Annotated in this window: 21 protein-coding genes; 3 read left to right on the top strand and 18 right to left on the bottom strand. The window is 47.1% G+C overall.

Going from position 1 to position 23,026, the window contains the following annotated elements:
• Positions 1-4: 4 nt before the first annotated feature.
• Both pcrA and MHH79_RS03630 read right to left on the bottom strand, forming a co-directional pair.
• On the bottom strand, positions 5-2,224 hold the full coding sequence (gene pcrA / locus MHH79_RS03635) for a DNA helicase PcrA (RefSeq protein ID WP_015383008.1): 2,220 nt from the start codon (positions 2,222-2,224) through the stop codon (positions 5-7).
• A 61-nt stretch (positions 2,225-2,285) separates the two neighbouring features.
• Positions 2,286-2,972 carry a heptaprenylglyceryl phosphate synthase gene (locus MHH79_RS03630; protein ID WP_029726604.1) on the bottom strand — a complete coding sequence of 229 codons (687 nt, stop codon included), beginning with the start codon at positions 2,970-2,972 and terminating at the stop codon, positions 2,286-2,288.
• Positions 2,973-3,236: 264 nt separating this feature from the next.
• Between MHH79_RS03630 and MHH79_RS03625 the strand changes: the two genes are divergently transcribed.
• Positions 3,237-4,814 (top strand): FMN-binding glutamate synthase family protein, encoded by a 1,578-nt coding sequence (locus MHH79_RS03625; protein WP_340034990.1) that lies wholly within the window; start codon positions 3,237-3,239, stop codon positions 4,812-4,814.
• A 37-nt stretch (positions 4,815-4,851) separates the two neighbouring features.
• Here the strand turns inward: MHH79_RS03625 and MHH79_RS03620 are convergent, their stop codons facing one another.
• The 3 genes from MHH79_RS03620 to MHH79_RS03610 are packed head-to-tail and all read right to left on the bottom strand — an operon-like array spanning position 4,852 to position 7,933.
• On the bottom strand, positions 4,852-5,166 hold the full coding sequence (locus MHH79_RS03620) for a YerC/YecD family TrpR-related protein (protein WP_003219429.1): 315 nt from the start codon (positions 5,164-5,166) through the stop codon (positions 4,852-4,854).
• Positions 5,167-5,168: 2 nt separating this feature from the next.
• Positions 5,169-6,164 carry a DUF3048 domain-containing protein gene (locus tag MHH79_RS03615; protein WP_015715446.1) on the bottom strand — a complete coding sequence of 332 codons (996 nt, stop codon included), beginning with the start codon at positions 6,162-6,164 and terminating at the stop codon, positions 5,169-5,171.
• Between the two features lie 26 nt (positions 6,165-6,190).
• A complete protein-coding gene (locus tag MHH79_RS03610) occupies positions 6,191-7,933 on the bottom strand; it encodes an adenine deaminase (protein ID WP_063335621.1) in 1,743 nt (580 codons plus the stop codon).
• Positions 7,934-8,061: 128 nt separating this feature from the next.
• On the opposite strand from MHH79_RS03610, the gene MHH79_RS03605 reads away from it, so the two are divergent.
• On the top strand, positions 8,062-8,289 hold the full coding sequence (locus MHH79_RS03605) for a DUF2892 domain-containing protein (protein ID WP_063335620.1): 228 nt from the start codon (positions 8,062-8,064) through the stop codon (positions 8,287-8,289).
• Between the two features lie 14 nt (positions 8,290-8,303).
• Here the strand turns inward: MHH79_RS03605 and MHH79_RS03600 are convergent, their stop codons facing one another.
• The gene (locus tag MHH79_RS03600; RefSeq protein ID WP_100506736.1) at positions 8,304-9,578 is read right to left on the bottom strand and encodes an amino acid permease; all 1,275 of its coding nucleotides are present in this window, start codon (positions 9,576-9,578) and stop codon (positions 8,304-8,306) included.
• Between the two features lie 143 nt (positions 9,579-9,721).
• Between MHH79_RS03600 and MHH79_RS03595 the strand changes: the two genes are divergently transcribed.
• The gene (locus MHH79_RS03595; RefSeq protein ID WP_015252648.1) at positions 9,722-10,141 is read left to right on the top strand and encodes an Lrp/AsnC family transcriptional regulator; all 420 of its coding nucleotides are present in this window, start codon (positions 9,722-9,724) and stop codon (positions 10,139-10,141) included.
• Positions 10,142-10,181: 40 nt separating this feature from the next.
• On the opposite strand, the gene purD is transcribed toward MHH79_RS03595, so the two are convergent.
• The 12 genes from purD to purE all read right to left on the bottom strand — a co-directional run bounded on the left by purD (position 10,182) and on the right by purE (position 22,986).
• Entirely contained in the window at positions 10,182-11,450 is a 1,269-nt protein-coding gene (purD, locus tag MHH79_RS03590; RefSeq protein WP_100506735.1) for a phosphoribosylamine--glycine ligase, read from the bottom strand.
• A 15-nt stretch (positions 11,451-11,465) separates the two neighbouring features.
• Positions 11,466-13,004: a bifunctional phosphoribosylaminoimidazolecarboxamide formyltransferase/IMP cyclohydrolase gene (purH, locus tag MHH79_RS03585; RefSeq protein WP_063335617.1), complete on the bottom strand. Its 1,539-nt coding sequence runs from the start codon at positions 13,002-13,004 to the stop codon at positions 11,466-11,468.
• Entirely contained in the window at positions 13,001-13,588 is a 588-nt protein-coding gene (gene purN / locus MHH79_RS03580) for a phosphoribosylglycinamide formyltransferase (RefSeq protein WP_063335616.1), read from the bottom strand. The genes purH and purN overlap by 4 nt, the downstream gene beginning before the upstream one ends.
• Complete coding sequence (gene purM / locus MHH79_RS03575; RefSeq protein ID WP_021481302.1) at positions 13,585-14,625, bottom strand: phosphoribosylformylglycinamidine cyclo-ligase; 1,041 nt, start codon at positions 14,623-14,625, stop codon at positions 13,585-13,587. The genes purN and purM overlap by 4 nt, the downstream gene beginning before the upstream one ends.
• A gap of 101 nt (positions 14,626-14,726) precedes the next feature.
• Complete coding sequence (purF, locus tag MHH79_RS03570; RefSeq protein ID WP_003233947.1) at positions 14,727-16,157, bottom strand: amidophosphoribosyltransferase; 1,431 nt, start codon at positions 16,155-16,157, stop codon at positions 14,727-14,729.
• Positions 16,133-18,361 (bottom strand): phosphoribosylformylglycinamidine synthase subunit PurL, encoded by a 2,229-nt coding sequence (gene purL / locus MHH79_RS03565; protein ID WP_047182208.1) that lies wholly within the window; start codon positions 18,359-18,361, stop codon positions 16,133-16,135. Before purL ends, purF begins: the two co-directional genes overlap by 25 nt.
• Positions 18,345-19,028, bottom strand: coding sequence for a phosphoribosylformylglycinamidine synthase subunit PurQ (gene purQ, locus MHH79_RS03560; protein ID WP_063335614.1), 684 nt, complete (start codon positions 19,026-19,028; stop codon positions 18,345-18,347). The genes purL and purQ overlap by 17 nt, the downstream gene beginning before the upstream one ends.
• Positions 19,025-19,279, bottom strand: a complete 255-nt coding sequence (purS, locus tag MHH79_RS03555; protein ID WP_003219409.1) for a phosphoribosylformylglycinamidine synthase subunit PurS — start codon at positions 19,277-19,279, stop codon at positions 19,025-19,027. The genes purQ and purS overlap by 4 nt, the downstream gene beginning before the upstream one ends.
• Positions 19,272-19,997 carry a phosphoribosylaminoimidazolesuccinocarboxamide synthase gene (purC, locus tag MHH79_RS03550; RefSeq protein WP_015382996.1) on the bottom strand — a complete coding sequence of 242 codons (726 nt, stop codon included), beginning with the start codon at positions 19,995-19,997 and terminating at the stop codon, positions 19,272-19,274. Before purC ends, purS begins: the two co-directional genes overlap by 8 nt.
• A 73-nt stretch (positions 19,998-20,070) precedes the next feature.
• Positions 20,071-21,366: an adenylosuccinate lyase gene (purB, locus tag MHH79_RS03545; RefSeq protein ID WP_029726598.1), complete on the bottom strand. Its 1,296-nt coding sequence runs from the start codon at positions 21,364-21,366 to the stop codon at positions 20,071-20,073.
• Positions 21,363-22,505 carry a 5-(carboxyamino)imidazole ribonucleotide synthase gene (purK, locus tag MHH79_RS03540; protein WP_251218269.1) on the bottom strand — a complete coding sequence of 381 codons (1,143 nt, stop codon included), beginning with the start codon at positions 22,503-22,505 and terminating at the stop codon, positions 21,363-21,365. Before purK ends, purB begins: the two co-directional genes overlap by 4 nt.
• Positions 22,498-22,986 carry a 5-(carboxyamino)imidazole ribonucleotide mutase gene (gene purE, locus MHH79_RS03535; RefSeq protein ID WP_003244134.1) on the bottom strand — a complete coding sequence of 163 codons (489 nt, stop codon included), beginning with the start codon at positions 22,984-22,986 and terminating at the stop codon, positions 22,498-22,500. The genes purK and purE overlap by 8 nt, the downstream gene beginning before the upstream one ends.
• Positions 22,987-23,026 lie beyond the last annotated feature (40 nt).

The following is a 23,026-nucleotide window of genomic DNA, read 5'->3' as shown; positions in this document are numbered from 1 at the left end:
TCAATTACTGCTTTTCAATAGGAGCAAATGCTGCTAACAGGCGTTTCACGCCGACAGGGCTCGGGAAGGCAATATCGAGCTCCGTCCCTTCTCCTTCGCCTTTTACGCTGACGACAGTTCCTGTTCCCCATTTTTTATGGCCCGCCTTATCTCCGACTGCCCAGTTCAAGGTGTCGCCGCCTGTTTTGCTGGCGTAGGATACCGGGCGTGAAACAGGGCCGCGTCTCGGCTGCATTTTTCTCGCAGACGTCGCTCTTGTTTCTTTTTTCTCATTTAGGTTTTCCAATAAATCATCCGGTATTTCAGCAATGAAGCGAGATTCCGGGTTCATATTTGTCCGGCCAAACAAGGTGCGCATTTTAGCATTGGTCAGATAAAGCTCCTGTTCCGCCCTTGTAATCCCAACGTACGCAAGGCGGCGTTCTTCTTCCATTTCCGCTTCCTCCATGAGTGAACGGCTGTGCGGGAAGACGCCTTCTTCAAGCCCCATCAAGAAAACAACCGGGAACTCCAGTCCTTTCGCGGCGTGCAGTGTCATCAGGGTGATCGCATCCTTGCCGCCTGACTCTTCCTCCTTCTGGTCGAGCTGATCAATATCTGCGATCAACGCCAAGTCTGTCAGGAACGCAACGAGTGTCTTGTCTTCACTTTTCTGTTCAAAGTTTTTCGTAACAGACAGGAACTCGTCGATATTTTCTAAACGGCTTTGGGCTTCGATCGATTTCTCAGCCTTCAGCATTTCTCTGTATTCCGTCTTATCAAGAATTTCTTCTGTCAGCTCTGTAATGGATAAGTAATCCTGCATATTGGTCAGGTTTTCAATCATCTGTCTAAAGCTGTCAAGCGCGTTTGCCGCTTTGGCACTGACGCCGATAAAATCAACCTGCTGAATCGCTTGGAAAAATGACAAGCCGTTTATGGCCGCATACGAAGCGATTTTTTCAAGTGATGTCGCGCCGACTCCGCGCTTCGGCACATTGACAATGCGCGTGAAACTGATATCGTCATCCGGATTGGATACGAGGCGCAGGTACGCAAGAATGTCTTTAATTTCTTTTCTGTCATAGAACTTTGTGCCGCCGACAATGTTATAGTTCAAGCCCGCTTTGAGAAGCGTTTCCTCGATCACACGGGACTGCGCGTTTGTCCGGTATAATATGGCGATATCAGACAGCTTCCGCTTGCCTGAGCTGTGAAGCTGATGAATTTTACCGGCCACAAACTGTCCTTCACCGAATTCATTATCACCGCGATAATAGGAAATTTTGATGCCTTCATCGTTTTCCGTCCACAAATTTTTCGGTTTGCGGTTAGAGTTGTTTTTAATGACCTCGTTTGCCGCGCGCAAAATCCGTTTCGTTGAACGATAGTTTTGTTCTAGCAAAATCACGCTTGCATTCGGATAATCTTTTTCAAATGAAAGGATGTTGGTGATATCCGCGCCGCGCCATCTGTAGATTGACTGATCAGAATCCCCGACAACGCAAAGGTTCTGGAAACGCTCGGCAAGCTGCTTAACGAGCATGTATTGCGCCCTGTTCGTATCCTGATACTCATCAACATGGATGTACTGGAATTTGCGCTGATAAAATTCAAGTACTTCCGGCACTCGGTCAAACAGTTTAATCGTCGTCATAATCAAATCGTCAAAATCAAGCGACTGATTTTTCAATAGCTTCTTCTGATAATCAGCATATACATCGCTGACCACCTGATCGTAGTAGCCGCCGGCAACTTTAGAGAATTCCTCCGGTTCGGTCAATTCGTTTTTTGCACTGCTGATCGTGCCGAGGATGCTTCTCGGGTCAAACTTCTTCGGATCAAGATTGCGCTCCTTCAAAATCCCCTTGATCACTGAAAGCTGGTCCGCCGTATCAAGAATGGAGAAATTTCGGTTGATCCCAATCCGGTCGATATCTCTGCGCAAGATCCGCACGCACATGCTGTGGAATGTGGAGATCCAGATATCGTCCGCGCCGGGTCCGAGGATGCTTTCCACACGTTCTTTCATTTCGCGTGCCGCTTTATTTGTAAATGTGATCGCCAGAATGTTCCACGGCGCCACATGCTTTTCCGCCATTAAATAAGCAATTCTATGTGTCAGGACACGCGTCTTTCCGCTTCCCGCTCCCGCCATCAGCAAAAGGGGCCCGTCCGTTGTTTTGACTGCTTCCTGCTGAACGGGGTTTAAACCGCTTAGTAATTGATTGCTAATATAATTCAAAATTTGTTCACCCGCCTATACAAAACATATGTTCTATCATAAACCAAATCCGTACAATTTACTACTCGCCTTTCACAGCCGCTACTGTTTTCAAAGCCCTGTCAAAATCTTCATACACAGCATTGCCTACAACGATCACGTCCGCATGCTCTGCATACTGTTTGGCCATTTCCGCATCCTTGATGCCGCCGCCGTAAAACAAGGTGGACGTTTCCAATACAGCCTTCGTTTTCTTGACAGCTTCTATGTCTCCAAGCACGCCGCTGTATTCTAAATAAAAAATCGGCAGTTGCAGCAGCTCCGACACACGCGCATAGGCGACAATATCATCCATATTCAGATCGGCGTCCGCTTCAGTCAGTGCCGCGGCTTTGCAATCTGGATTTGCGATGCAGTAGCCCTCCGCCACGATTTCTTCCATAGACATCAGTTCTCCGTATTCCTTCATGGCTTTCTGGTGCATTCCGACAATCCAATCCGCGTTTTTGCTGTTTAATACACTCGGAATAAAATATAAGTCAAAGCCGGGAACGATTGCTTCAATCGCTGATACCTCAAGGACACACGGCACCAAAAACCGTCTTACCTTAGACATCATCCGCAGGACATTATCCTCTGTCACACCATCACTGCCTCCGATAATGACCGCATCCGTTCCTGATTCGCAAAGAATCTCCAGCTGTTCGTCAGGCAAATCTTTATTTGGATCGAGTTTAAAGACATGCTTCCACTCTGTTACATCGTACACGTCATACGTTCCTCCATTCGTTTGTTACCATTTAAACATTATAACAAATTCACATAGCGCGGAAAAACGGAAAAAGCCGTTAATCTCGTTATTCACTGAAAAAGGTGTTTTGATTCTATTTTCATAAAAAAAGAGAGCATATGGCAGTACCTGCATGGTGAGTCCTGTATCGGCAGAAGCACACATTTTTCACCAGATTCCTTCTGCTATTGTTTGGAAAGTGTTCAACTGTGGAAATGGTTACATAAAAAGGGAGGCTGAGAGATGGAAACCATCATAATAGCACTCATCGCATTTATCATTGGGATCATCGCTATCCCGATCGTCTTGTTTGCCTGGATCTACATAAAGGATGAAAAACAGCAGGAGCACTCAATTCTTCGCAACTATCCCGTCATCGGAAGGTTTCGGTATATCCTTGAAAAAATCGGGCCGGAGCTCAGACAGTATTTATACAGCAATGACAATGAGGAGCAGCCTTTTTCACGAAAGGAATATGAGCAAACCGTCATCTCCGGCAAATACAAAAGCAGAATGATGGGCTTTGGATCTGTAAGAGATTTTGATAAACCTGGCTATTATATCCGTAACGCTATGTTTCCAAAACAAAGGGAAGAAATGCACGTAAATCAAACGCCAAAAATTGATACCCAAATCTATAAAATGGATGCTGACAATCTGTTCAAACGCAAGGAGCATGCCGAACATATCAAGGCAGACCCGTATTTTCTCCATCCTGATGATGTACAGGTGATTGGCGAGCATACATGCGAGAAGCCATTTTATGTGAAGGGATTAGTCGGCCAGTCTGCCATGAGCTACGGTTCTCTTGGAGAACGGGCTGTTACGGCGCTCTCAAAAGGGCTCCATCAGGCAGGCGGCACCTGGATGAATACAGGTGAGGGAGGATTGTCTGAGTATCACTTAAAGGGCGGCGCCGATATCATTTGCCAAATCGGGCCGGGCCTATTCGGCGTGCGCAAAAGAAACGGGGAATTTTCATGGGAGGAATTTAAAAGAAAAAGCAGGATTGACCAAATTAAAGCGTTTGAGCTAAAGCTGGCACAAGGAGCGAAAACCCGCGGCGGCCATGTGGACGGCGCCAAAGTATCAGAGGAAGTGGCAGATATTCGGAATGTCGAACCTGGAAAGTCGATTGACAGCCCGAACCGCTTTTATGAATTCTCAAACCCTCCTGAAATGCTCGACTTTATTGAAAAACTTAGAGATGTCGGACAAAAGCCAGTCGGCATCAAACTGGTCGCAGGGCATCCTGAAGAATTGCATGAGCTTTTCTCTTATATGCAGAAAAGCGGAAAGCATCCGGATTTTATCACGATCGACGGAAGTGAAGGCGGTACCGGAGCTTCCTTTTACGAGCTCGCGGATACAGTCGGCCTTCCAATTATGACAGCGCTGCCTATTGTTGATACACTTCTTAAACAGTACGGCTTGCGCAGCCAGCTGAAAATCTTTGCTTCCGGAAAGCTCCTGACTCCTGATAAAATCGCGGTCGCCTTAGCCCTCGGCGCTGACTTTGTCAACATCGCACGCGGCATGATGTTTTCCGTTGGCTGCATCCGCGCTCTCGTCTGCCACACCAACACCTGTCCGGCAGGTGTGGCGACGACAGATCCGAAATTGCAAAAAGCATTGAGCGTTGAGGAAAAACAGCATCGTGTCTGCAACTACGTCATTTCCCTGCGCGAGGGGCTGTTTAATCTTGCAGCTGCAGCAGGGATCAATTCGCCGATTCATTTTTCCAAGGAGCATGTTGTCTATCGGAAAGAGGATGGCAGTATCATCGATATCGACAACCTGATTCACCAATTTGTTTCATAAAGAAACCGCCCTTGCCGAACGGCAGGGCGGTTGTTTATTATTTTGAAGAAGACTCAGTTTCCGTCTCTTTCACACGGTCAAGCGCCATTTCATAAGCGTCATTCCCGTAATTTAAGCAGCGTTTCACACGGGAAATCGTAGCCGTGGAAGCGCCTGTTTCTGTTTCAATCTTATGATACGTGTTTCCTTCGCGAAGCATGCGCGCCACTTCAAGGCGCTGAGCCAGCGATTGAATTTCGTTAATTGTGCATAGATCATCGAAGAATCGGTAACATTCCTCCAGGTCTTTCAGCGATAAGATCGAGTTAAATAACTGGTCCAGCTCTTTGCCGCGTAATTTATCGATTTGCATCGTTACACACCTTCTCCTTTACTAATGGAAGCCGCATCAAGATCAGGTACGATATTGATCCAAGTCTTTCCTGGCACAAACGGAAGCCACTTGCCGTCTTTTACCGGCACAATTCTGCCATTCACTTGTTTCCAGTCTGTTTCAATGACGTTTCCGTGCTGAAACAACAGACCTTTTCCTCCTGATTCCAAGTCGATGTCCCGCCTTCCATCTTGATCAATAATATGATGGCTGGCTTCAACAATGAAAATATTTTGCATTGCAACCGGCTTTCCGGTTTCCCGGTCTGTCGTTATGACACCATCAGAGCTTCTTGTATAAGATTCAGCTTTTTTATCATAGTTGTATTCGACAAGATTTGTAACGTTATTTGTTCCATAATCTACCCGAACATTGTAAGATTCATTTGCAGGTTTTGCATCTGATGTTTGAAACAGCAGCGGATTTGTTTCCTGCTTCAGCTTATAACCCTTTTGTTCTGCCGCCTTTTTTATGTAATCATAAGACGTATAGGAATTGTGGGGCGGTTTGCTGAAATCAGCTCTCCAAAATAAGCTTCCGTCAAAATCCAATCCGTTCATATAATCGGCAGCTCCGGATTCCAGCTGCTCTTTGGCGCCGGGACTCCAGCCGTGATGGACAAATATGCTGTCAAAGCCATTGCTGAGAGTGACGAAATATTCCCGCGCGCTCCGCACAGGTCCGACAGTTTCAGGCATCTGGCTTTGGAAAATGGCCAGAAATCTTGTGATTTGCCCTTCGGCTAGCGCTTCTATGACAATGTCGGCTTTGGACAGACCCGACTGCGGCCTCGCCTTCGGGTGATTGTTCACCACAACAGCAACAGGCCGGCGTTCAGTCACCTTCTGTTCAGTCTTTAGCCCCGTTAAAGGAGCTTTCAGCTTCTTTGCAGTATCCGGGACAGCATCCTTCTGCTGGCAGGATACCAGCAGAAAAAACACGAAACACAGCGCGCAAACTGTCATCCATTTTTTCATATGTCGGCTCCCTGCTCTTTTATATTTTAACGCATTATCGATGGAAAGAGTACAGTTTTTTTCATGACGTCGAAGATTCCTCTTGGCGTAATGCGTATATACGGAAGGTGCGTACTTTGCAAAAAGAGCAGCGTATAGATAGGATCGCAAAACTCATAGCCTCTTTCAGTCAAAAGATCTCTCAGCTTTTGTTCCTTCTCAAGCACGTCTTCATACGCTTCCGAAGAGGCGCAGCCGCACAGCGCAAGCGGGATTTCATGCAGAATGTTTCCATTCTCCGCTAAAACAATTCCTCCTCCGATTTCTTTCATGCGGGCAAAAGCGAGCAGCATATCCGCTTTATTTTTTCCAATCGCGACAATGTCGCCCGTCGTCGTAAAGGAGCTTACAAATCCCTGCACGCTTGAGGCAAACCCTTTTATCATCGTATTGACGCGCCATTTCCCGTGTCTGTCGAGCATCGTCAAATAACTTTCATCATGGTCAAACGAGAGCTGTTCCATCGAATTGTCGATCTCAATCATATACGGCTCCATAATAACCGCATTCCGCATTTTCACGCCCATCGGCATAGAAAACTGCAAGTCATCCATCGTCATATCATATGAAAGCTCAAGCGGGACAAGACCGCCTTTGTGCCAGTCCGTCTTTGTAAACGCCTTCAAATCACAGCCGTCTTCACGCAGAATGGTCCCTTTTGACAGAACAGTCACTGGATTCGGATTTAACGGATCTTCCAGTATGTTCAGCGATGCCAGTCTACCCGGTCCGATAACTCCTAAATAGTCATCCATTTGGTAATACTTTGCGATATTAAATGATGCCATATTGTAGGCATCGATTGCAGGTACGCCTTCTTCTAACGCGATACGAATCAGCTCGTTTGTCATGCCGCCTTTATAGAAATTCGGGGTTGCGCCATCTGTCGTGTAAAAGAAGTGGTCATAATAGCGGAAGCCCTTCTCATGCAGTTCTTGCAAGATTTTTCTTACATCGGGGCGAATGGAAGAGTTCCGAAGGGAAACATAATAGCCCAGTTCCAGCCTTCTCATCACTTCATCACCTGTCATCGCTTCATGATCACAATCCGCACCGAACAGCTTCATTTTTGTAAGCGTTTTATCAGAAGCGCCGGGAAAATGCCCTTCAATGCGTTTTCGCTGTTTCTTTGTAGCTTGCATGCAGTGGAGCATTAAATCATCACCATCTACCAAGCGAGGCCATCCGGTCATTTCTCCGCCTTGAATCACATCCGGATGTTCAATCCACTGTTTTCTGACGTCAAACGGAAGGACGTGGTCCTCGTTCAAAACCTCGGTCTGGAGGTCATAGCGTGACCACCAAAAATACTGGACAGGCTGTTTTTTGAGTTCATTCAAAATCGTAAGCGCTTTCTTTTTTCCGCTTTGCAAAAGCAAAAATAAGTTATCATTCACGAATGTCGTTGTTCCGTATTGAGACACATATTCCGCCAGTGTTTGGGGATTATATATTTGAAAAGGATGTGCGTGCGGTTCAATATAACCTGGCACAATGTATTTTCCTTCACAATCAATTGTATGAATTTCTTCGGCTCTATTCGGAAGTTCATGACCCACATAAACAATGCGGTCCTGATAAATCCAAATGTTTTTTTTCAGCCATTGTTTTACATATGGATTTAAGACGAGAGCATTCCGTAAAAGGAGCGTTGGAAGCAGCTTTGAGTCTACAACATCAACCTGTGCCCTGATGTCTTTGTTTTTCCAGTTAAAGGTGCGTTCGGACATTCACATACTCTCCTTTACATGTATTAGACTCATGGTATCACATCCTTCCTCATCACGCACGATAAAAACGTTACAAATTTTTGAAGGTTCGATTAAAAAACTTTTTTAAGTAAAAGGAGCGGATTTCCTTGAAGCCAAACATCAGTCTCATCAATGCCGTGTTCAGAATCGCCTGCGGATTGACGATTATGTCAGCCGCCAGCGCAAAGTTTACGAAAAAACCTTGGTGCAGAATGCATCTCTTTTACATCTTTATGGGGGCCATGAAAGCGGGTTCGGGAATCCTTCGATTCTGCCCTGTGACCTACATGTTTCAAAATAGCGATTCTGGAAATAACGAGCATCAAAACGGATAAATGGAAAAGCTTGATCACAAAACATGATCAAGCTTTTTTTTATGCCCTCCCTTTGTTTTCATATAGAAATATCCTGCAGCTGCCAGCACTGCCGGATAAAGAAGTGCCCAGCCGCTGAATGAGTAAATCACTGTGCACGCCACAAACGCTCCGAGCGCCATCCACCAGCCTAAATCTCTCCAGCTCAGGAGTTTCAGTGCTGCCGCCATTGTACATATGTAAGATGCGATGAAAGCTGCGCTCGGCCCTTTCAACAGAGTTGTCAAATCGATTTGAAACACGCCATGCGCTGCAAGCACTAAACCAAACACTGCAGTCATCGCTGTCAAAACGCGAATAGGCGTACGTTTTGTCGCATTCAGTTTTCCAAAATATACGGGAATGTGCCCCTCCCTCGCCAATGCGTACACCATTCTGGAAAAACCAGCAATATTGGCATGAATGGTGGCGAATGTAATAAACAGCGCTAAACATACCGTGACATATACACCGCTTTCCCCTGCTCCTTTTGAGATGAGCATGGCAAGCGATGCAATTTCTCCATTCTCACCGTATGAATGAGTTCCCACCGTCACAAATGACAGCATGATATACAGCCCTGCCACACAAGACGCTGCCAAAAACAAGCTGAGCGGGACATCTTTTTCAGGGCGATGAAATTCCTCAGCCAACGGGGTAATCATTTCCCAGCCTACAAAAGAGAAAAAAATCATAACTGAAACAGATCCCGCGGCAGACCAGCCATGCGGAAGAAACGGCTTGAATTCTGCTATCGTGACGTGTGGCAATGACACAGCAATAGAAGTGACAAGCAGAAATACGATGACGAAAATAACGAGTGTACTGATGTTTGCAGATAGTTGAATTCCTCTCATATGAAGCAAAATAGATATAGCCAGCATACAACCAGCAATCAATGTAATCTGCCAATCCGCCGCCTCTGTGACGTAACTGACGTAATGCGTGCCAGTCAAAGCGATGACAGGAACGCCTATCGGCACAGACCCTAACATGATCCAGCCCAAAATCGCTCCGGCTTTTTGCTGAAAAGCCAGCTGCACATAAGCCGTGATTCCTCCCGCGCTGGGCGCGATTTTCACAAGCCGTGCCAGCGTGCCGACGAGAAGAAAAGATAAAAAAGACATGAATACCCAGATAAATAAAGAAGCCGGACCGGCCGTATCCGCGGTAACAGACGGCAGGATTAATATCCCGCATCCTAAAACCGCTCCAATCGTTAACGCCGTTCCTTGCATCCAAGTAATAGAGCGCTGTAATTCTGGCAACATGATGCCTCCTCTCCCGTTGATGACTTTATTATAGAAAAAATAAGACGGCATCCATATGCTACAATGAAGGTAAATCAACAGCATTACCTTACGATCAAAGGAATTTTCATTCATTCGCCTAAATATGTAAAGGAGTCAGACAAATGGACGATACAGACCTTCAGATTCTCTCGCATTTGCAGCGAAACGGCAGATTAACGATGGTTGAGCTGGGAAAGCTTGTCGGACTCAGTTCGCCAAGCGCGGCGGAGCGTGTCAGGAAGCTTGAAGACAAAGGAGTGATTACCGGCTACAGCGCGAATATCTGTTACGAAAAACTAAACAAGCATGTCACCGCTTTTATTCTCATGGAGCCAAAAAGCTGCAAGCACTACGCCGCCTTTGCAACATCGCACCCTGATGTAGCAGAAAACCACCGCATCACGGGTATGTACAGCTATGTGACAAAGGTCGTGACTGAATCGGTACATACGCTTGAGGATTTTATTGACGCCTCGATGGCCCATGGAAAACCAACCACGCTCGTTGTGCTTTCTTCTTCCAGCTGCCATCCCGCTTTTTGATAACAAAAAAACCCGCAGCTAATCTGCGGGTTTTCCTCACTTATTTTTGGGCAGCCTTTAAAGCGCGTGCCCCAATGTCTTTTCTGAAAAAGAGTCCCGGTTTGAATATTTCATCAACCGCTTTGTACACTCGGTCTCTAGCCGCTTCAAACGATTCATCAAAAGCTGTCACATTGGCGACGCGCCCCCCGTTTGTAACGAACTCTCCGCCTTCTGCTTTCGTTCCGGCATGGAAGACCACGACCTGCTCAGTTTCTACTGCAAGGCTGCCGATCGGCGTGCCTTTTGCGTAGCTTTCCGGATACCCTTCTGAAGCAAGCACAACACTCACTGCCGCGGTATCCTTCCATCTTAAGTCAACTTCCTTATCATCTAAAAGATCAAGAAGCACCTGTACCAGATCAGATTCCATGCGCGGAAGCACGACCTGTGTTTCCGGATCGCCGAAACGGGCATTAAATTCGATGACCTTCGAGCCATTTTCAGTAAGCATCAATCCAGCGTACAAAACGCCAGTGAAGGAACGGCCTTCTTGTACCATTGCTTTTGCGGCCGGCTTAACGATGGTTTCTACAGCATGGCGGACCGTTTCTTCCGAAATTTGCGGAACTGGAGAGTAAGCGCCCATTCCGCCCGTATTCGGGCCTTTGTCTCCGTCAAACGCACGCTTGTGATCCTGGGCAATCACCATCGGATACACCTTTTCCCCTTTGACAAAGGCCATCAGAGAAAATTCTTCACCAGAAAGATATTCTTCAATGACAACGGACGCGCTCGCATCACCGAACTTTTCATCTTCAAGAAAGTCATGCAGACATGCAATTGCTTCTTCCTCTGTCATAGCCACAGTAACGCCTTTTCCAGCTGCAAGTCCATCTGCTTTTATCACAATCGGAGCACCTTTTTCCTGCACATATGCCTTCGCCTCTTCAAAGGATGTAAACGTGTCGTATTCTGCGGTCGGAATGTCGTATTTCTTCATTAAATCCTTAGCGAACTGTTTGCTTCCTTCGATGATCGCCGCGGCTTTTGACGGGCCGAACACGCGCAGACCCGCTTTTTCAAATTGATCCACCAGACCTTCAATTAAAGGAACCTCAGGGCCGACAATGGTCAGGCCGACCTGGTTTTCTTTTGCAAACGAGACAAGCCCTGCGTGGTCGCTTTCCTCAATGTTTACAAGCTGTGCGGAAGCTTCCATGCCGTCATTTCCGGGAGCGGCAAATACATTCTCTACGAGGCTGCTTTGCGCTGCCTTCCACGCCAGCGTATGTTCTCTTCCGCCTTTACCGATAATTAATACATTCACGTCGTTTTCATCCCCTTAATGTTTGAAGTGTCTGATGCCGGTGAATACCATGGCAATGCCGTATTCATCCGCTTTTTTGATGGAATCCTCATCACGGATCGATCCGCCTGGCTGAATGATGGCTGTAACGCCCGCTTTTGCCGCTTCTTCGACAGTATCTGGCATTGGGAAATATGCATCCGAACCGAGCGCGCTGCCCTTCGCTTTTTCCCCTGCTTGCTCGATGGCGATTTTTGCCGATCCGACGCGGTTCATTTGGCCTGCTCCCACGCCGACTGTCATGTTGTCCTTCGCGAGAACAATCGCATTTGATTTCACATGCTTCACGACTTTCCAAGCAAGCTTCAAGTCTTCCCACTCTTGCTCGTTCGGCTCTCTTTTTGTCGGAATGCTAATCTCAGCATCATCGAAGCCGTGCATATCTAAATCTTGAATCAGCAGCCCGCCTTGAACAGATGTCAGCTGTTTTTCCTTTTGAACAGCGACGGATACGTCAAGCGTCAGCAGACGGAGATTTTTCTTCGCAGTCAGGACGTCGAGCGCTTCTTGGCTGAATGAAGGCGCAATGATGATTTCTAAGAAAATGTTATGAAGCGCTTCGGCAGTTGCCTTGTCCACTTCACGGTTCAGCGCGATAATGCCGCCGAAGATAGATGTTTTATCCGCTTCAAACGCTCTGTCAAACGCTTCTGCGATCGTTTTTCCTGTTCCTACGCCGCACGGATTCATATGCTTTACAGCAACAGCAGCCGGTTCAGTGAATTCACGAACGATTTGAACTGCCGCATCCGCGTCTTTAATGTTGTTGTAAGAAAGCTCTTTTCCGTGAAGCTGTTCTGCTTGCGCAATGGAGCCTTTGACAGGAAGAGCTGTTTGATAGAAAGTTGCTTCCTGATGCGGGTTTTCTCCATAGCGAAGCGATTGTTTTTTCTCAAATGTCACAGTGAATTGCTCTGGTTCTTTTTCACCGACAACATTTGTCAGATAGTCAGCGATCAGTGCATCATATGCCGCCGTATGACGGAATACTTTTGCCGCGAGTTCGCGTTTTTTCTGAAGAGATACGCTGCCTTCTTCTTTGATTTGATTCAGCACTGGGCTGTAATCGGCCGGATCGACAATAACCGTGACATCCTGATGGTTCTTTGATGCCGCACGCAGCATGCCTGGTCCGCCGATGTCGATATTTTCGATCGCTTCTTCATACGTGACGTCTTCTTTAGAAATCGTTTCTTTAAATGGATAGAGGTTGACGACAACGAGGTCAATCGGCTGAATCCCGTGTTCATTGATCTGCGCCATATGCTCTTCATTGCCGCGAACCGCCAGAAGGCCGCCGTGAATATTCGGGTGAAGTGTTTTTAACCGGCCGTCCATAATTTCAGGAAAGCCTGTCACTTCAGAAATTCCGATCACATCCACACCATTTTCTTGAAGAAGCTTTTTCGTTCCGCCTGTGGAGATGACTTCAACGCCAAGCTCTGTCAATTCTTTTACGAAAGGAACGAGATTTGTTTTATCTGAAACACTGATTAACGCACGTTTAATTGTCATGCCTTTTCACCTCTGTTATTTAATCCTAATAGCTGTTTAATCACACTCGGATACCATTTATGCTCAAGCTTGTGAATCCGCTGTTCGATTGTTTCCAATGTATCATGTTCATCAATTTCGATTGCCTTTTGAGCGATGATCGGACCTGTATCCATTCCTTCATCGACATAATGCACGGTGATTCCGGCCACCTTCACACCCGCCCGGTATGCCTGTCCGACTGCGTCGATTCCAGGAAACGCCGGAAGTAGCGACGGGTGAATGTTAATGATTTTTCCTCCATATGCTTGAAGGAGCGTATCACCGATCAGCCTCATATAGCCCGCAAGAACAATCAATTCAACCTCGTGAAGACGAAGCTGTTCAATGACGGCTTGTTCAAATGCAGCCTTGTTTTCATAAGACTTCGGCTCAAATGCAAAGGAAGGAATATGGAATGCTTCCGCCCGTTCGATGACTTTCGCCTGCGGTTTGTCGCAAACGAGTAGCGCTGCTGACGCATCCCAGTTCTCCTCCTTCAAACGCGTAACGATGGCTTCGAAGTTTGAACCGTTTCCTGATGCAAATACCGCAAACTTTTTCATGAAAGTGCCGCACCGCCGAATGTGACGCCTTCACCTTTTTTCACGCGCCCGATTAAATAGGCTTTTTCGCCATGGCTTTCAAGCGTTCCGATCACATCTGTCAGATGCTCTTCTTTGACAGCCAAAACAAAACCGATACCCATATTAAAGACGTTGAACATGTCTTCTTCCTTTAGCTGGCCGTACTCTTGCAAGAAAGAGAAAATCGGCGGGATCGGCCATGAGCCATGATCAATTTCCGCACTTAAGCCTTCCGGAAGCATACGCGGAATATTTTCAATAAATCCTCCGCCTGTCACGTGCGCCATGCCGTCGATTTTTCCGCTTTTGACCGCGGCAAGCACAGGCTTCACGTAAATCCTCGTCGGTTCAAGCAATTCCTCGCCAAGCGGGCGTTCAAACGGCTCATATGTTGTATCGAGGTCCAGCTCCGCATCATCCAGAAGCACTTTTCTGACAAGGGAAAAGCCGTTGCTGTGAAGGCCGCTGGAGCTGAGGCCGATCAACAGATGGCCCTCTTCGATATTTTCTCCAGTCACGATTTCGTCCTTTTCTGCCACTCCGACTGAGAAACCGGCAATATCGTATTCATCAGCTGTATAGAGTCCCGGCATTTCAGCCGTTTCACCGCCGACTAAGGCTGAACCTGATTGCTCACAGCCTTCCGCAACACCTTGTACAATCTGTTCAATTTTCACTGGGTCCGCTTTGCCGACCGCTAAATAATCGAGGAAAAACAGCGGCTCTGCACCTTGTGCCAGCACGTCATTGACACACATTGCAACAGCATCCACGCCAATCGTGTCATGTTTATCCATGGAAAAAGCGAGCTTTAATTTTGTGCCGACACCGTCCGTTCCCGAAATGAGAACTGGTTTTTGATAAGAAAGCTCAGACAGGTCAAACATGCCGCCAAAACCGCCAAGGCTGCCCATAACGCCAAGCCGTTTCGTGCGCTCCACGTGTTTTTTCATTCGTTTTACAGCTTCATATCCGGCTTCGATGTCAACTCCTGCGTTTTTATATGCTTCAGACATCCTATTCACTCCTTTAAGGCGCTTTTCAAAATATCTCCCCGAACGAGGGCAGAAAGAGAAAGGCAGCCGAACTGCGCTGCCTTTATGTCATTTTTCAAGTTTTATTTGGTTAATACTGCTTCTTTTACGTGAGGAAGCACTGTATCCTGGTAAATTTCAGTCGGATATTTTCCTGTAAAGCAAGCGAGACACTGTCCGCAATTCGAGTCATCGTATTTTCTGCCGATGCCTTTCAGCAGCCCTTCCACACTCAAAAATGAGAGGGTATCGGCTCCGATTTCCTGACGGATTTCTTCAACAGAATGCGAAGACGCGATTAATTCTTCATGTGTGGAAGTATCAATGCCGTAAAAGCACGGATGAGCGATCGGCGGTGAACTGATTTTCACATGCACCTCTGTCGCACCTGCTTCTCTAAGCATCGTCACAATCCGGCGGCTAGTTGTTCCGCGTACGATAGAGTCATCCACCATCACGACGCGTTTGCCTTCTACAACCCCGCGCACCGCAGACAGCTTCATTCTGACGCCTTGCTCACGCAGAGCTTGGGACGGCTGAATAAATGTTCTGCCGACATAGCGGTTTTTGATTAAGCCAAGCTCATACGGAATGCCTGTTGCCTCTGCATAGCCGATCGCCGCAGAAATACTGGAATCCGGAACCCCGGTTACGACGTCAGCTTCAACTGCGGATTCCTGAGCCAGCATTTTTCCAAGGTTTTTACGGGCACTGTGCACATTAATACCGTCAATATTACTGTCTGGTCTGGAGAAATAAATGTACTCCATGCTGCAAATGGAACGGTTGATATTCATGGAAAAACGCTCTGATTTCATGCCTTCATCATTAATGATCAGCATTTCCCCCGGCTCTACCTCGCGAAGGTACGTTGCGCCGACGACGTCAAATGCGCATGTTTCTGATGCGACCACATAAGCGTCGCCCATCATGCCGATGGATAGCGGTCTCAGCCCGTTCGGATCAAGCGCGACAATCATTTCTGTTTCGGTCATGATCAGGAACGCGTAGGCCCCTTTCAGCATAGAAAGCGAGTTTTTAATTTGATCCTTCAGCGTGAAGTGTCCGCTTCTTTTGATCAGGTGAGCCAAAACCTCTGTATCCGAAGAGGTTTGAAAGATGCTCCCTTGATTTTCGAGCTGCTGCTTCAGCTGAGTGGCGTTGACAAGATTTCCGTTATGAGCAAGCGCCAGGCTGCCGTTGTTTTGGGAACGGAAGAGGAGCGGCTGAACATTTTCGTATCCGCCGCCTCCAGCCGTTGCGTACCGAACGTGCCCGATAGCGCCTTTTCCCTTTACTTTGCTGAGTTCGCCATTTTGAAATACTTCAGTGATCAGCCCTTGGCCTTTGTGAGCCGTCAGCTTTTCACCGTCAGTCGCTACGATGCCCGCCCCCTCCTGTCCTCGGTGCTGAAGGCTGTGGAGACCGTAATACGTGATCTGCGGGGCTTCTTCATGTCCCCAAATCCCAAAAACGCCGCATTCTTCATTTAAGCCTTTGATTTCAGCAAGCATGGGATAGCTCCTTTCCATACGCGTTCAAGCTCTTTCGTTTGCGCATGAATCATTTGTTGTCCGTCTTGGTTTTGAATCGCCAGAATTCCGTCAGCCGTTACCTCACCAATATGAACCGCATCTTTCACAGCTGCTTCAAACGCTGCTTGATGTTCTTTTTTCACTGAAACGACGAAGCGGGATTGAGATTCAGAGAATAATAATGCCGCTTCCCCTTCTACAGTCACAATAGCGCCAAGGTTTTCCGTCGTCATGACACTTTCCGCAATCGCTACGCCTAAGCCGCCTTCAGACACATCATGCGCAGATTGAACGAAGCCTTTTTTAATCGCGTCAAGCAGTGCTTTTTGACGAGACAGCTCTACATCAAGATCGATTTGCGGCGCTTTGCCGTAAATACGGCCTTCTGTCATTTTTTGCAGCTCGCTTCCGGCAAACTCTGGTTTTGTTTCGCCGATCACATATACGAGATCTCCCGCTTGTTTGAAATGCTGTGTTGTAATGTGTGCTGTATCTTCAATTAAGCCGACCATGCCGATAACAGGTGTCGGATAGATCGCCGTGCCGTTTGATTCGTTATAAAGCGATACGTTACCGCCGATAACCGGTGTGCTGAGAACATTGCACGCTTCGCTTATGCCGTCTGCCGCTTTTTCAATCTGCCAGAAGATTTCCGGCTTCTCAGGGTTTCCGAAGTTAAGGTTATCTGTGACCGCAAGCGGTTCTGCGCCTGAGCAAATGATGTTGCGCGCTGCTTCAGCGACAGCAATTTTCCCGCCGACTTCAGGATCAAGATAGAGATAACGCGCGTTACAGTCTGTCGTCATCGCCAGCGCCTTTTTCGTTCCGCGGATTCTGAGAACACCAGCATCAGACCCAGGAGCGACAACTGTATTCGTGCGCACCATGTAGTCATACTGGTCGTAAACCCACTCTTTGCTCGCAATCGTCGGCTGCTGAAGAAGGGCCTTCAGCGTTTCATTCGCATCTTCAATTTGCGGAGCCGGAACGTCCGTTTCCAAAAACTCGCGATAGTAAGCAGGCTCTTGAGAAGGCTTATGGTAAACCGGTGCTTCTTCTGCCAAGGCATCAACAGGCAGCTCGCACACAACCTCTCCTTTGTGTGTCAGGCGAAGCATTTTATCATCTGTCACATGTCCGACAGAAACCGCTTCAAGATCGTACTTGTCAAAAATATCGATGATTTCCTGCTCACGTCCGCGCTCAATAACCAAAAGCATCCGTTCTTGTGATTCAGAAAGCATCATTTCATACGCGGTCATGCCTGTTTCGCGCTGAGGAATCAGGTCAAGGTTCATTTCAATGCCAGAACCGGCTTTACTTGCCATTTCTGCACTTGAGCTTGTTAAACCGGCAGCTCCCATATCCTGAATGCCGACTAAGGCGTCGCATTGGATGACTTCCAGACATGCTTCAAGCAAAAGCTTCTCCATAAACGGATCGCCGACTTGGACAGCAGAACGCTTTTCTTCAGACGAGTCTGACATTTCTTCAGAAGCAAACGTAGCGCCGTGGATGCCGTCACGCCCTGTTTTCGCTCCTACGTACATTACTGTGTTGCCGACACCCTTTGCCTGGCCTTTTTTGATGTCTTCATGGTTGATTAAACCGACGCACATTGCGTTGACGAGCGGATTTCCTTCATAGCTGCTGTCAAACTGCACTTCTCCGCCGACTGTAGGAATGCCGATACAGTTGCCGTATCCGGCGATACCCGCTACTACTTCTTCAAACAAGTACTTCACGCGGGGTGAAGTCAGTTCACCAAATCGAAGAGAGTTCAATACAGCGATTGGACGTGCACCCATTGAGAATACATCACGGATAATTCCGCCTACGCCAGTCGCAGCGCCTTGGTAAGGCTCGATAGCTGATGGGTGGTTATGTGATTCAATTTTGAACACAACCGCTTGGTTATCACCGATATCAACGATTCCAGCGCCTTCTCCCGGCCCCTGCAGCACACGCTCGCCGCTTGTCGGGAATTTACGCAGAATCGGCTTTGAGTTTTTGTAGCTGCAATGCTCAGACCACATGACAGAAAAAATTCCGATTTCTGTGTAGTTCGGCAATCTTCCAAGAATGGATTCTATCAATGCAAACTCATCATCACTGACACCCATTTGCTGATACAGTTTCTCTTCTTTTATTTGTTCTTTACTTGGTTCAAGCAGTAGTGACATGAGTTTCCCTCCAATTTTTCACGATAGACTGGAACAATTTAAGACCGTCGGCGCTTCCAAGCAGTTCATCGACCGCGCGCTCAGGGTGAGGCATCATGCCTAATACATTGCCTTTCTCATTCACGACACCGGCAATGTCGCTGACACTTCCATTAATATTAGAGCAGTATGTGAAAGCAATTTGATTGTTTTCCTTTAATGAAGCAAGCGTCTCGTCATCACAGTAGAAATTCCCTTCACCGTGGGCAACCGGGATTGTAATCGATTGTCCCTTTTCGTAGGAAGCTGTGAATAATGTTTCGTCGTTCTGAACAATTAATTCAACCGGACGGCAAATGAACTTCAAATCTTTGTTGCGTCTCATTGCGCCTGGCAAAAGGCCAAGCTCCTGTAAAATCTGGAATCCGTTGCAGACGCCAAGAACAGGTTTTCCTTCAGCCGCTGCTTGTTTGACAGCTGGCATAATATTCGAAAATCGGGCGATAGCGCCGCATCTTAAGTAGTCGCCGTAAGAAAATCCTCCCGGAATTAACACGCCGTCGAAGCCGTCAAGGCTTGTTTCCTCATGCCAGACGTATTCCACTTCATGGCCGAGCTCATCCTTTACAGCATGATACATATCGATATCACAGTTGGAGCCGGGTAACACAATCACCGCAAATTTCACTGTGCGACTACCTCCTCAACCTCGTATCTGTAATCTTCAATCACTGTGTTCGCAAGAAGTTTTTCGCACATTTCTTTCACTAGCACGTCAAGATCACGGTCAGATTTTTCAATGGTAAGCTCCATGTATTTCCCGATGCGCACATCTTGAACTTCGTTATAAGTCATACTGTGCAAGGCATGCTGGACAGCGCTCCCTTGTGGATCTAGTACACTTTCTTTTAAGCTGACATAAACTTTTACTTTATACATGATGAATGCCTCCCAGTCTTTTGAAAATCTCTTCGTATGCATCGGTTAAGCTTCCCAGATTGCGTCTGAATAAATCTTTATCCAGCTTTTCGTTCGTATCTTTATCCCACAAGCGGCATGTGTCAGGAGAAATTTCATCCGCCAAAAGCACTTGCCCTTCTGCATCTAAACCGAATTCAAGCTTGAAATCTATTAATCTGACATGACAATCGTCGAAGATGCTTTGAAGCTCTTCATTTACTGTTTTTGTAATGGACTTAATAGTTTCTACCTGCTCAGGAGTCGCCGCCTTCAAAAGCCAAATATGATCTTCTGTGATGAGCGGATCACCCAGCGCGTCATCTTTGTAGTAAAACTCGATAATCGGCTGTTCAAGTTCCGTGCCTTCTGGAATGCCGAGACGTTTGGACATGCTTCCTGCCACAACATTTCTGACGACGACTTCAAGCGGCACGATCGTTACCTTTTTAATGAGCTGTTCTGTGTCAGAAATGCGCTCGATAAAATGATTGTTAATGCCCTTTGCATGAAGATGTTTGAAAATCAAGCTTGAAATCTCGTTATTTAAGCGCCCTTTTCCGCTGATTTCTGCTTTTTTCTCGCCGTTAAAGGCAGTAGCGGAGTCTTTATACACGACATACAGCGTGTTATCGTCATCGGTTTTGTAGATCTTTTTTGCTTTTCCTTCGTATAAAAGTTCATTCTTCACAATATTCACGGAAGGCCTCCTAACCCGAATGTTGGGAATTTTCAAACTGCGGCGGCTTAGAAGAAGCCGCTAAAAGCTTCTTCTATGCTAAACCTAAACGTTCAAAGATCAGATCAACATTTTTCAGATGGTAATTGTAATCAAAGCAGTCAGCAATTTTTTCCGGAGAAAGACGTGACGTGATTTTCTCTTCCGCTTCCACAAGCTCGCGGAACGGCACTTGTTTTTCCCACGCTTCCATTGCCTTCGGCTGAACTGTATCATAGGCTTCTTCACGTGTAAGGCCTGTGTCAATCAAAGCAAGCAGCACACGCTGAGAATAGATAAGGCCGAGAGTGCGGTCCATGTTGCGCTTCATGTTTTCCGGGAAGACCGTTAAGTTCTTCACGATGTTGGAGAAGCGGTTCAGCATGTAGTTCAGCGCAATTGTCGCATCCGGAAGAATAATCCGTTCTGCTGAAGAATGAGAAATATCGCGCTCATGCCATAATGGAACATTTTCGTAAGCTGTCATCATGTAGCCGCGGATCACGCGCGCCATGCCTGTCATGTTTTCAGAGCCAATCGGATTTCGTTTATGCGGCATTGCAGATGAACCCTTTTGCCCTTTCGCGAAAAATTCCTCAACTTCACGTGTTTCACTCTTTTGCAGTCCGCGGATTTCCACAGCAAATTTCTCGATGCTTGTCGCGATCAAAGCAAGTGTTGCCATATAGTCAGCATGGCGGTCACGCTGAAGGGTTTGAGTGGAAATCGGTGCAGCTTTCAATCCGAGCTTCTCACAGACATATTGCTCAACAAATGGATCAATGTTCGCATATGTGCCGACAGCGCCGGAAATCTTTCCAACCTCAATGCCTGCTTTCGCTTGTTTGAAGCGCTCAAGATTACGTTTCATTTCTTCATGCCAAAGCGCAAGTTTTAAGCCGAAAGTTGTAGGCTCAGCGTGTACGCCGTGCGTGCGCCCCATCATGACTGTGTATTTATGTTCTTTCGCTTTTTCTTTTATAATGTCAACAAATCTCTCAAGATCCTTGAGCAGAATATCGTTTGCCTGTTTTAATAAGTAGGAAAGGGCCGTATCAACAACGTCAGTTGACGTTAATCCGTAGTGCACCCATTTTCTTTCTTCGCCCAGTGATTCGGAAACGGCGCGTGTAAAAGCGACAACGTCATGACGCGTGTCCTGTTCGATTTCTAAAATGCGGTTGATGTCAAATGACGCGTTCTCGCGCATCAGCTTTACGTCTTCTTTTGGAATGACGCCAAGCTCCGCCCACGCTTCACAGGCAAGAATCTCTACCTCCAGCCATGCTTGAAATCTGTTTTCATCCGTCCAAATCGCGGACATTTCAGGTCTTGAATAACGTTCGATCATTCTGCTTGTCCTCCGTCTCTATTCATCCATTTATTTGTGATCCCCTGAATCCATTCGTCTTCAGGCTGCTTCATAAATGTAATATGCCCCATTTTGCGGCCTTTTTTGATTTCATGTTTTCCGTATATATATAGCTTTGCCTCTTTTAAAAGCTCCGGGTCTTCCTCAACAAGCTTCACTTCATCGCCGAGAAGGTTCACCATCATGCCCGGCTTCAGCAAATCTGTCTTCCCAAGCGGAAGCCCGCATACCGCTCTGATATGCTGCTCAAACTGGCTCGTCTCGCAAAGGTCCAGCGTATAATGCCCAGAATTGTGCGGTCTTGGCGCGAGTTCATTGACCAAAAGCTCTCCGTCCTCTGTCAGGAACATCTCAACAGCAAGCGGTCCGATAAGGTTAAGCTCATCTGCAAGCTTACCTGCGAGATCAGCAGCCTTCTGCTGAATCCCTTTCTCTACCCGTGCGGGCACGATGCTTTGGAAAAGAATATTGTTGTGGTGAATGTTTTCAGCTGTCGGAAATGTTGAAATTTCACCGTTTACCGATCTGACGACGATCACCGACAGTTCCATTTCAAAAGAAACCCAGCTTTCAAGAATGCAAGTTCCGTGTTCTAACAGACCGGCTGCCTGCTCCATTTGCGCCTCTTCTTTTATCACAAATTGGCCTTTGCCGTCGTACCCGCCGCGGCATGTTTTCAGCACTGCCGGAAGCCCAAGCTCCTGTACCGCCTGTTTCAGTTCATCCTTTGTTTTGACGATGCTGTACGGTGCGACTTCACAGCCCGCGGCTTGAATTGCTTTTTTCTCTGTTTCACGGTTTTGGGTAATGAGCAGCAGCTCACTTCCTTGCGGGAGATACGCATGATCTTTTAGCCAATGCAGCGCATCATAGTCGATGTTTTCAAACTCATATGTGATGATATCGCTGATTTCAGCCAATTTTCGAATCGCTTCACGGTCATTATAATGAGCGGTAATTTCGACATCCGCAACCTGCCCGCACGGCGAATCTTTCACCGGATCAACGACCGCGACTTTATACCCCATTTGTTTGGCGGACACAGCCATCATTTTCCCAAGCTGGCCGCCGCCGATAATGCCGATTACAGCTCCCGGATAGATGATTTGTTTAGACAAGCTGATCACTGCTTTCTAACACTGTCTGTTTTGTATTTTCTCTTCTCTCATCCAGCTTACGGGCAAGGTCTTCGTCAAAAGCTGACAAAATTTGCGCCGCTAACAGGCCTGCGTTCACAGCACCCGCTTTGCCGATGGATGTTGTCGCAACAGGCACGCCTCCAGGCATTTGGACGATGGAAAGAAGCGAATCCATTCCGTTCAGCGCCTTGGACTGAACCGGAACTCCAATGACTGGCAGTGTTGTTTTCGCAGCCGTCATCCCTGGCAGATGCGCCGCTCCTCCGGCACCGGCAATGATCACCTTGATGCCTCTTTCTCTAGCAGTTTCAGCATATTCAAACATGAAATCAGGCGTCCGGTGAGCGGAAACGACCTTTTTTTCGTACGGAACATTGAGTTCGTCAAGTATGTCGCATGCGTGTTTCATTGTCTCCCAATCGGAAGTGCTTCCCATGATGATTCCTACTAGCGGCTGCATTCTGTTCCCCACCTTCTAATGCTTTAGTTTTCAGAAAATA

This window comes from Bacillus sp. FSL K6-0993, from assembly GCF_037977205.1.
Lineage (GTDB): Bacteria > Bacillota > Bacilli > Bacillales > Bacillaceae > Bacillus > Bacillus subtilis.
The sequence above is the reverse complement of the archived record's forward strand: the minus strand, read 5'-3'. Positions and strand labels throughout refer to the sequence as shown.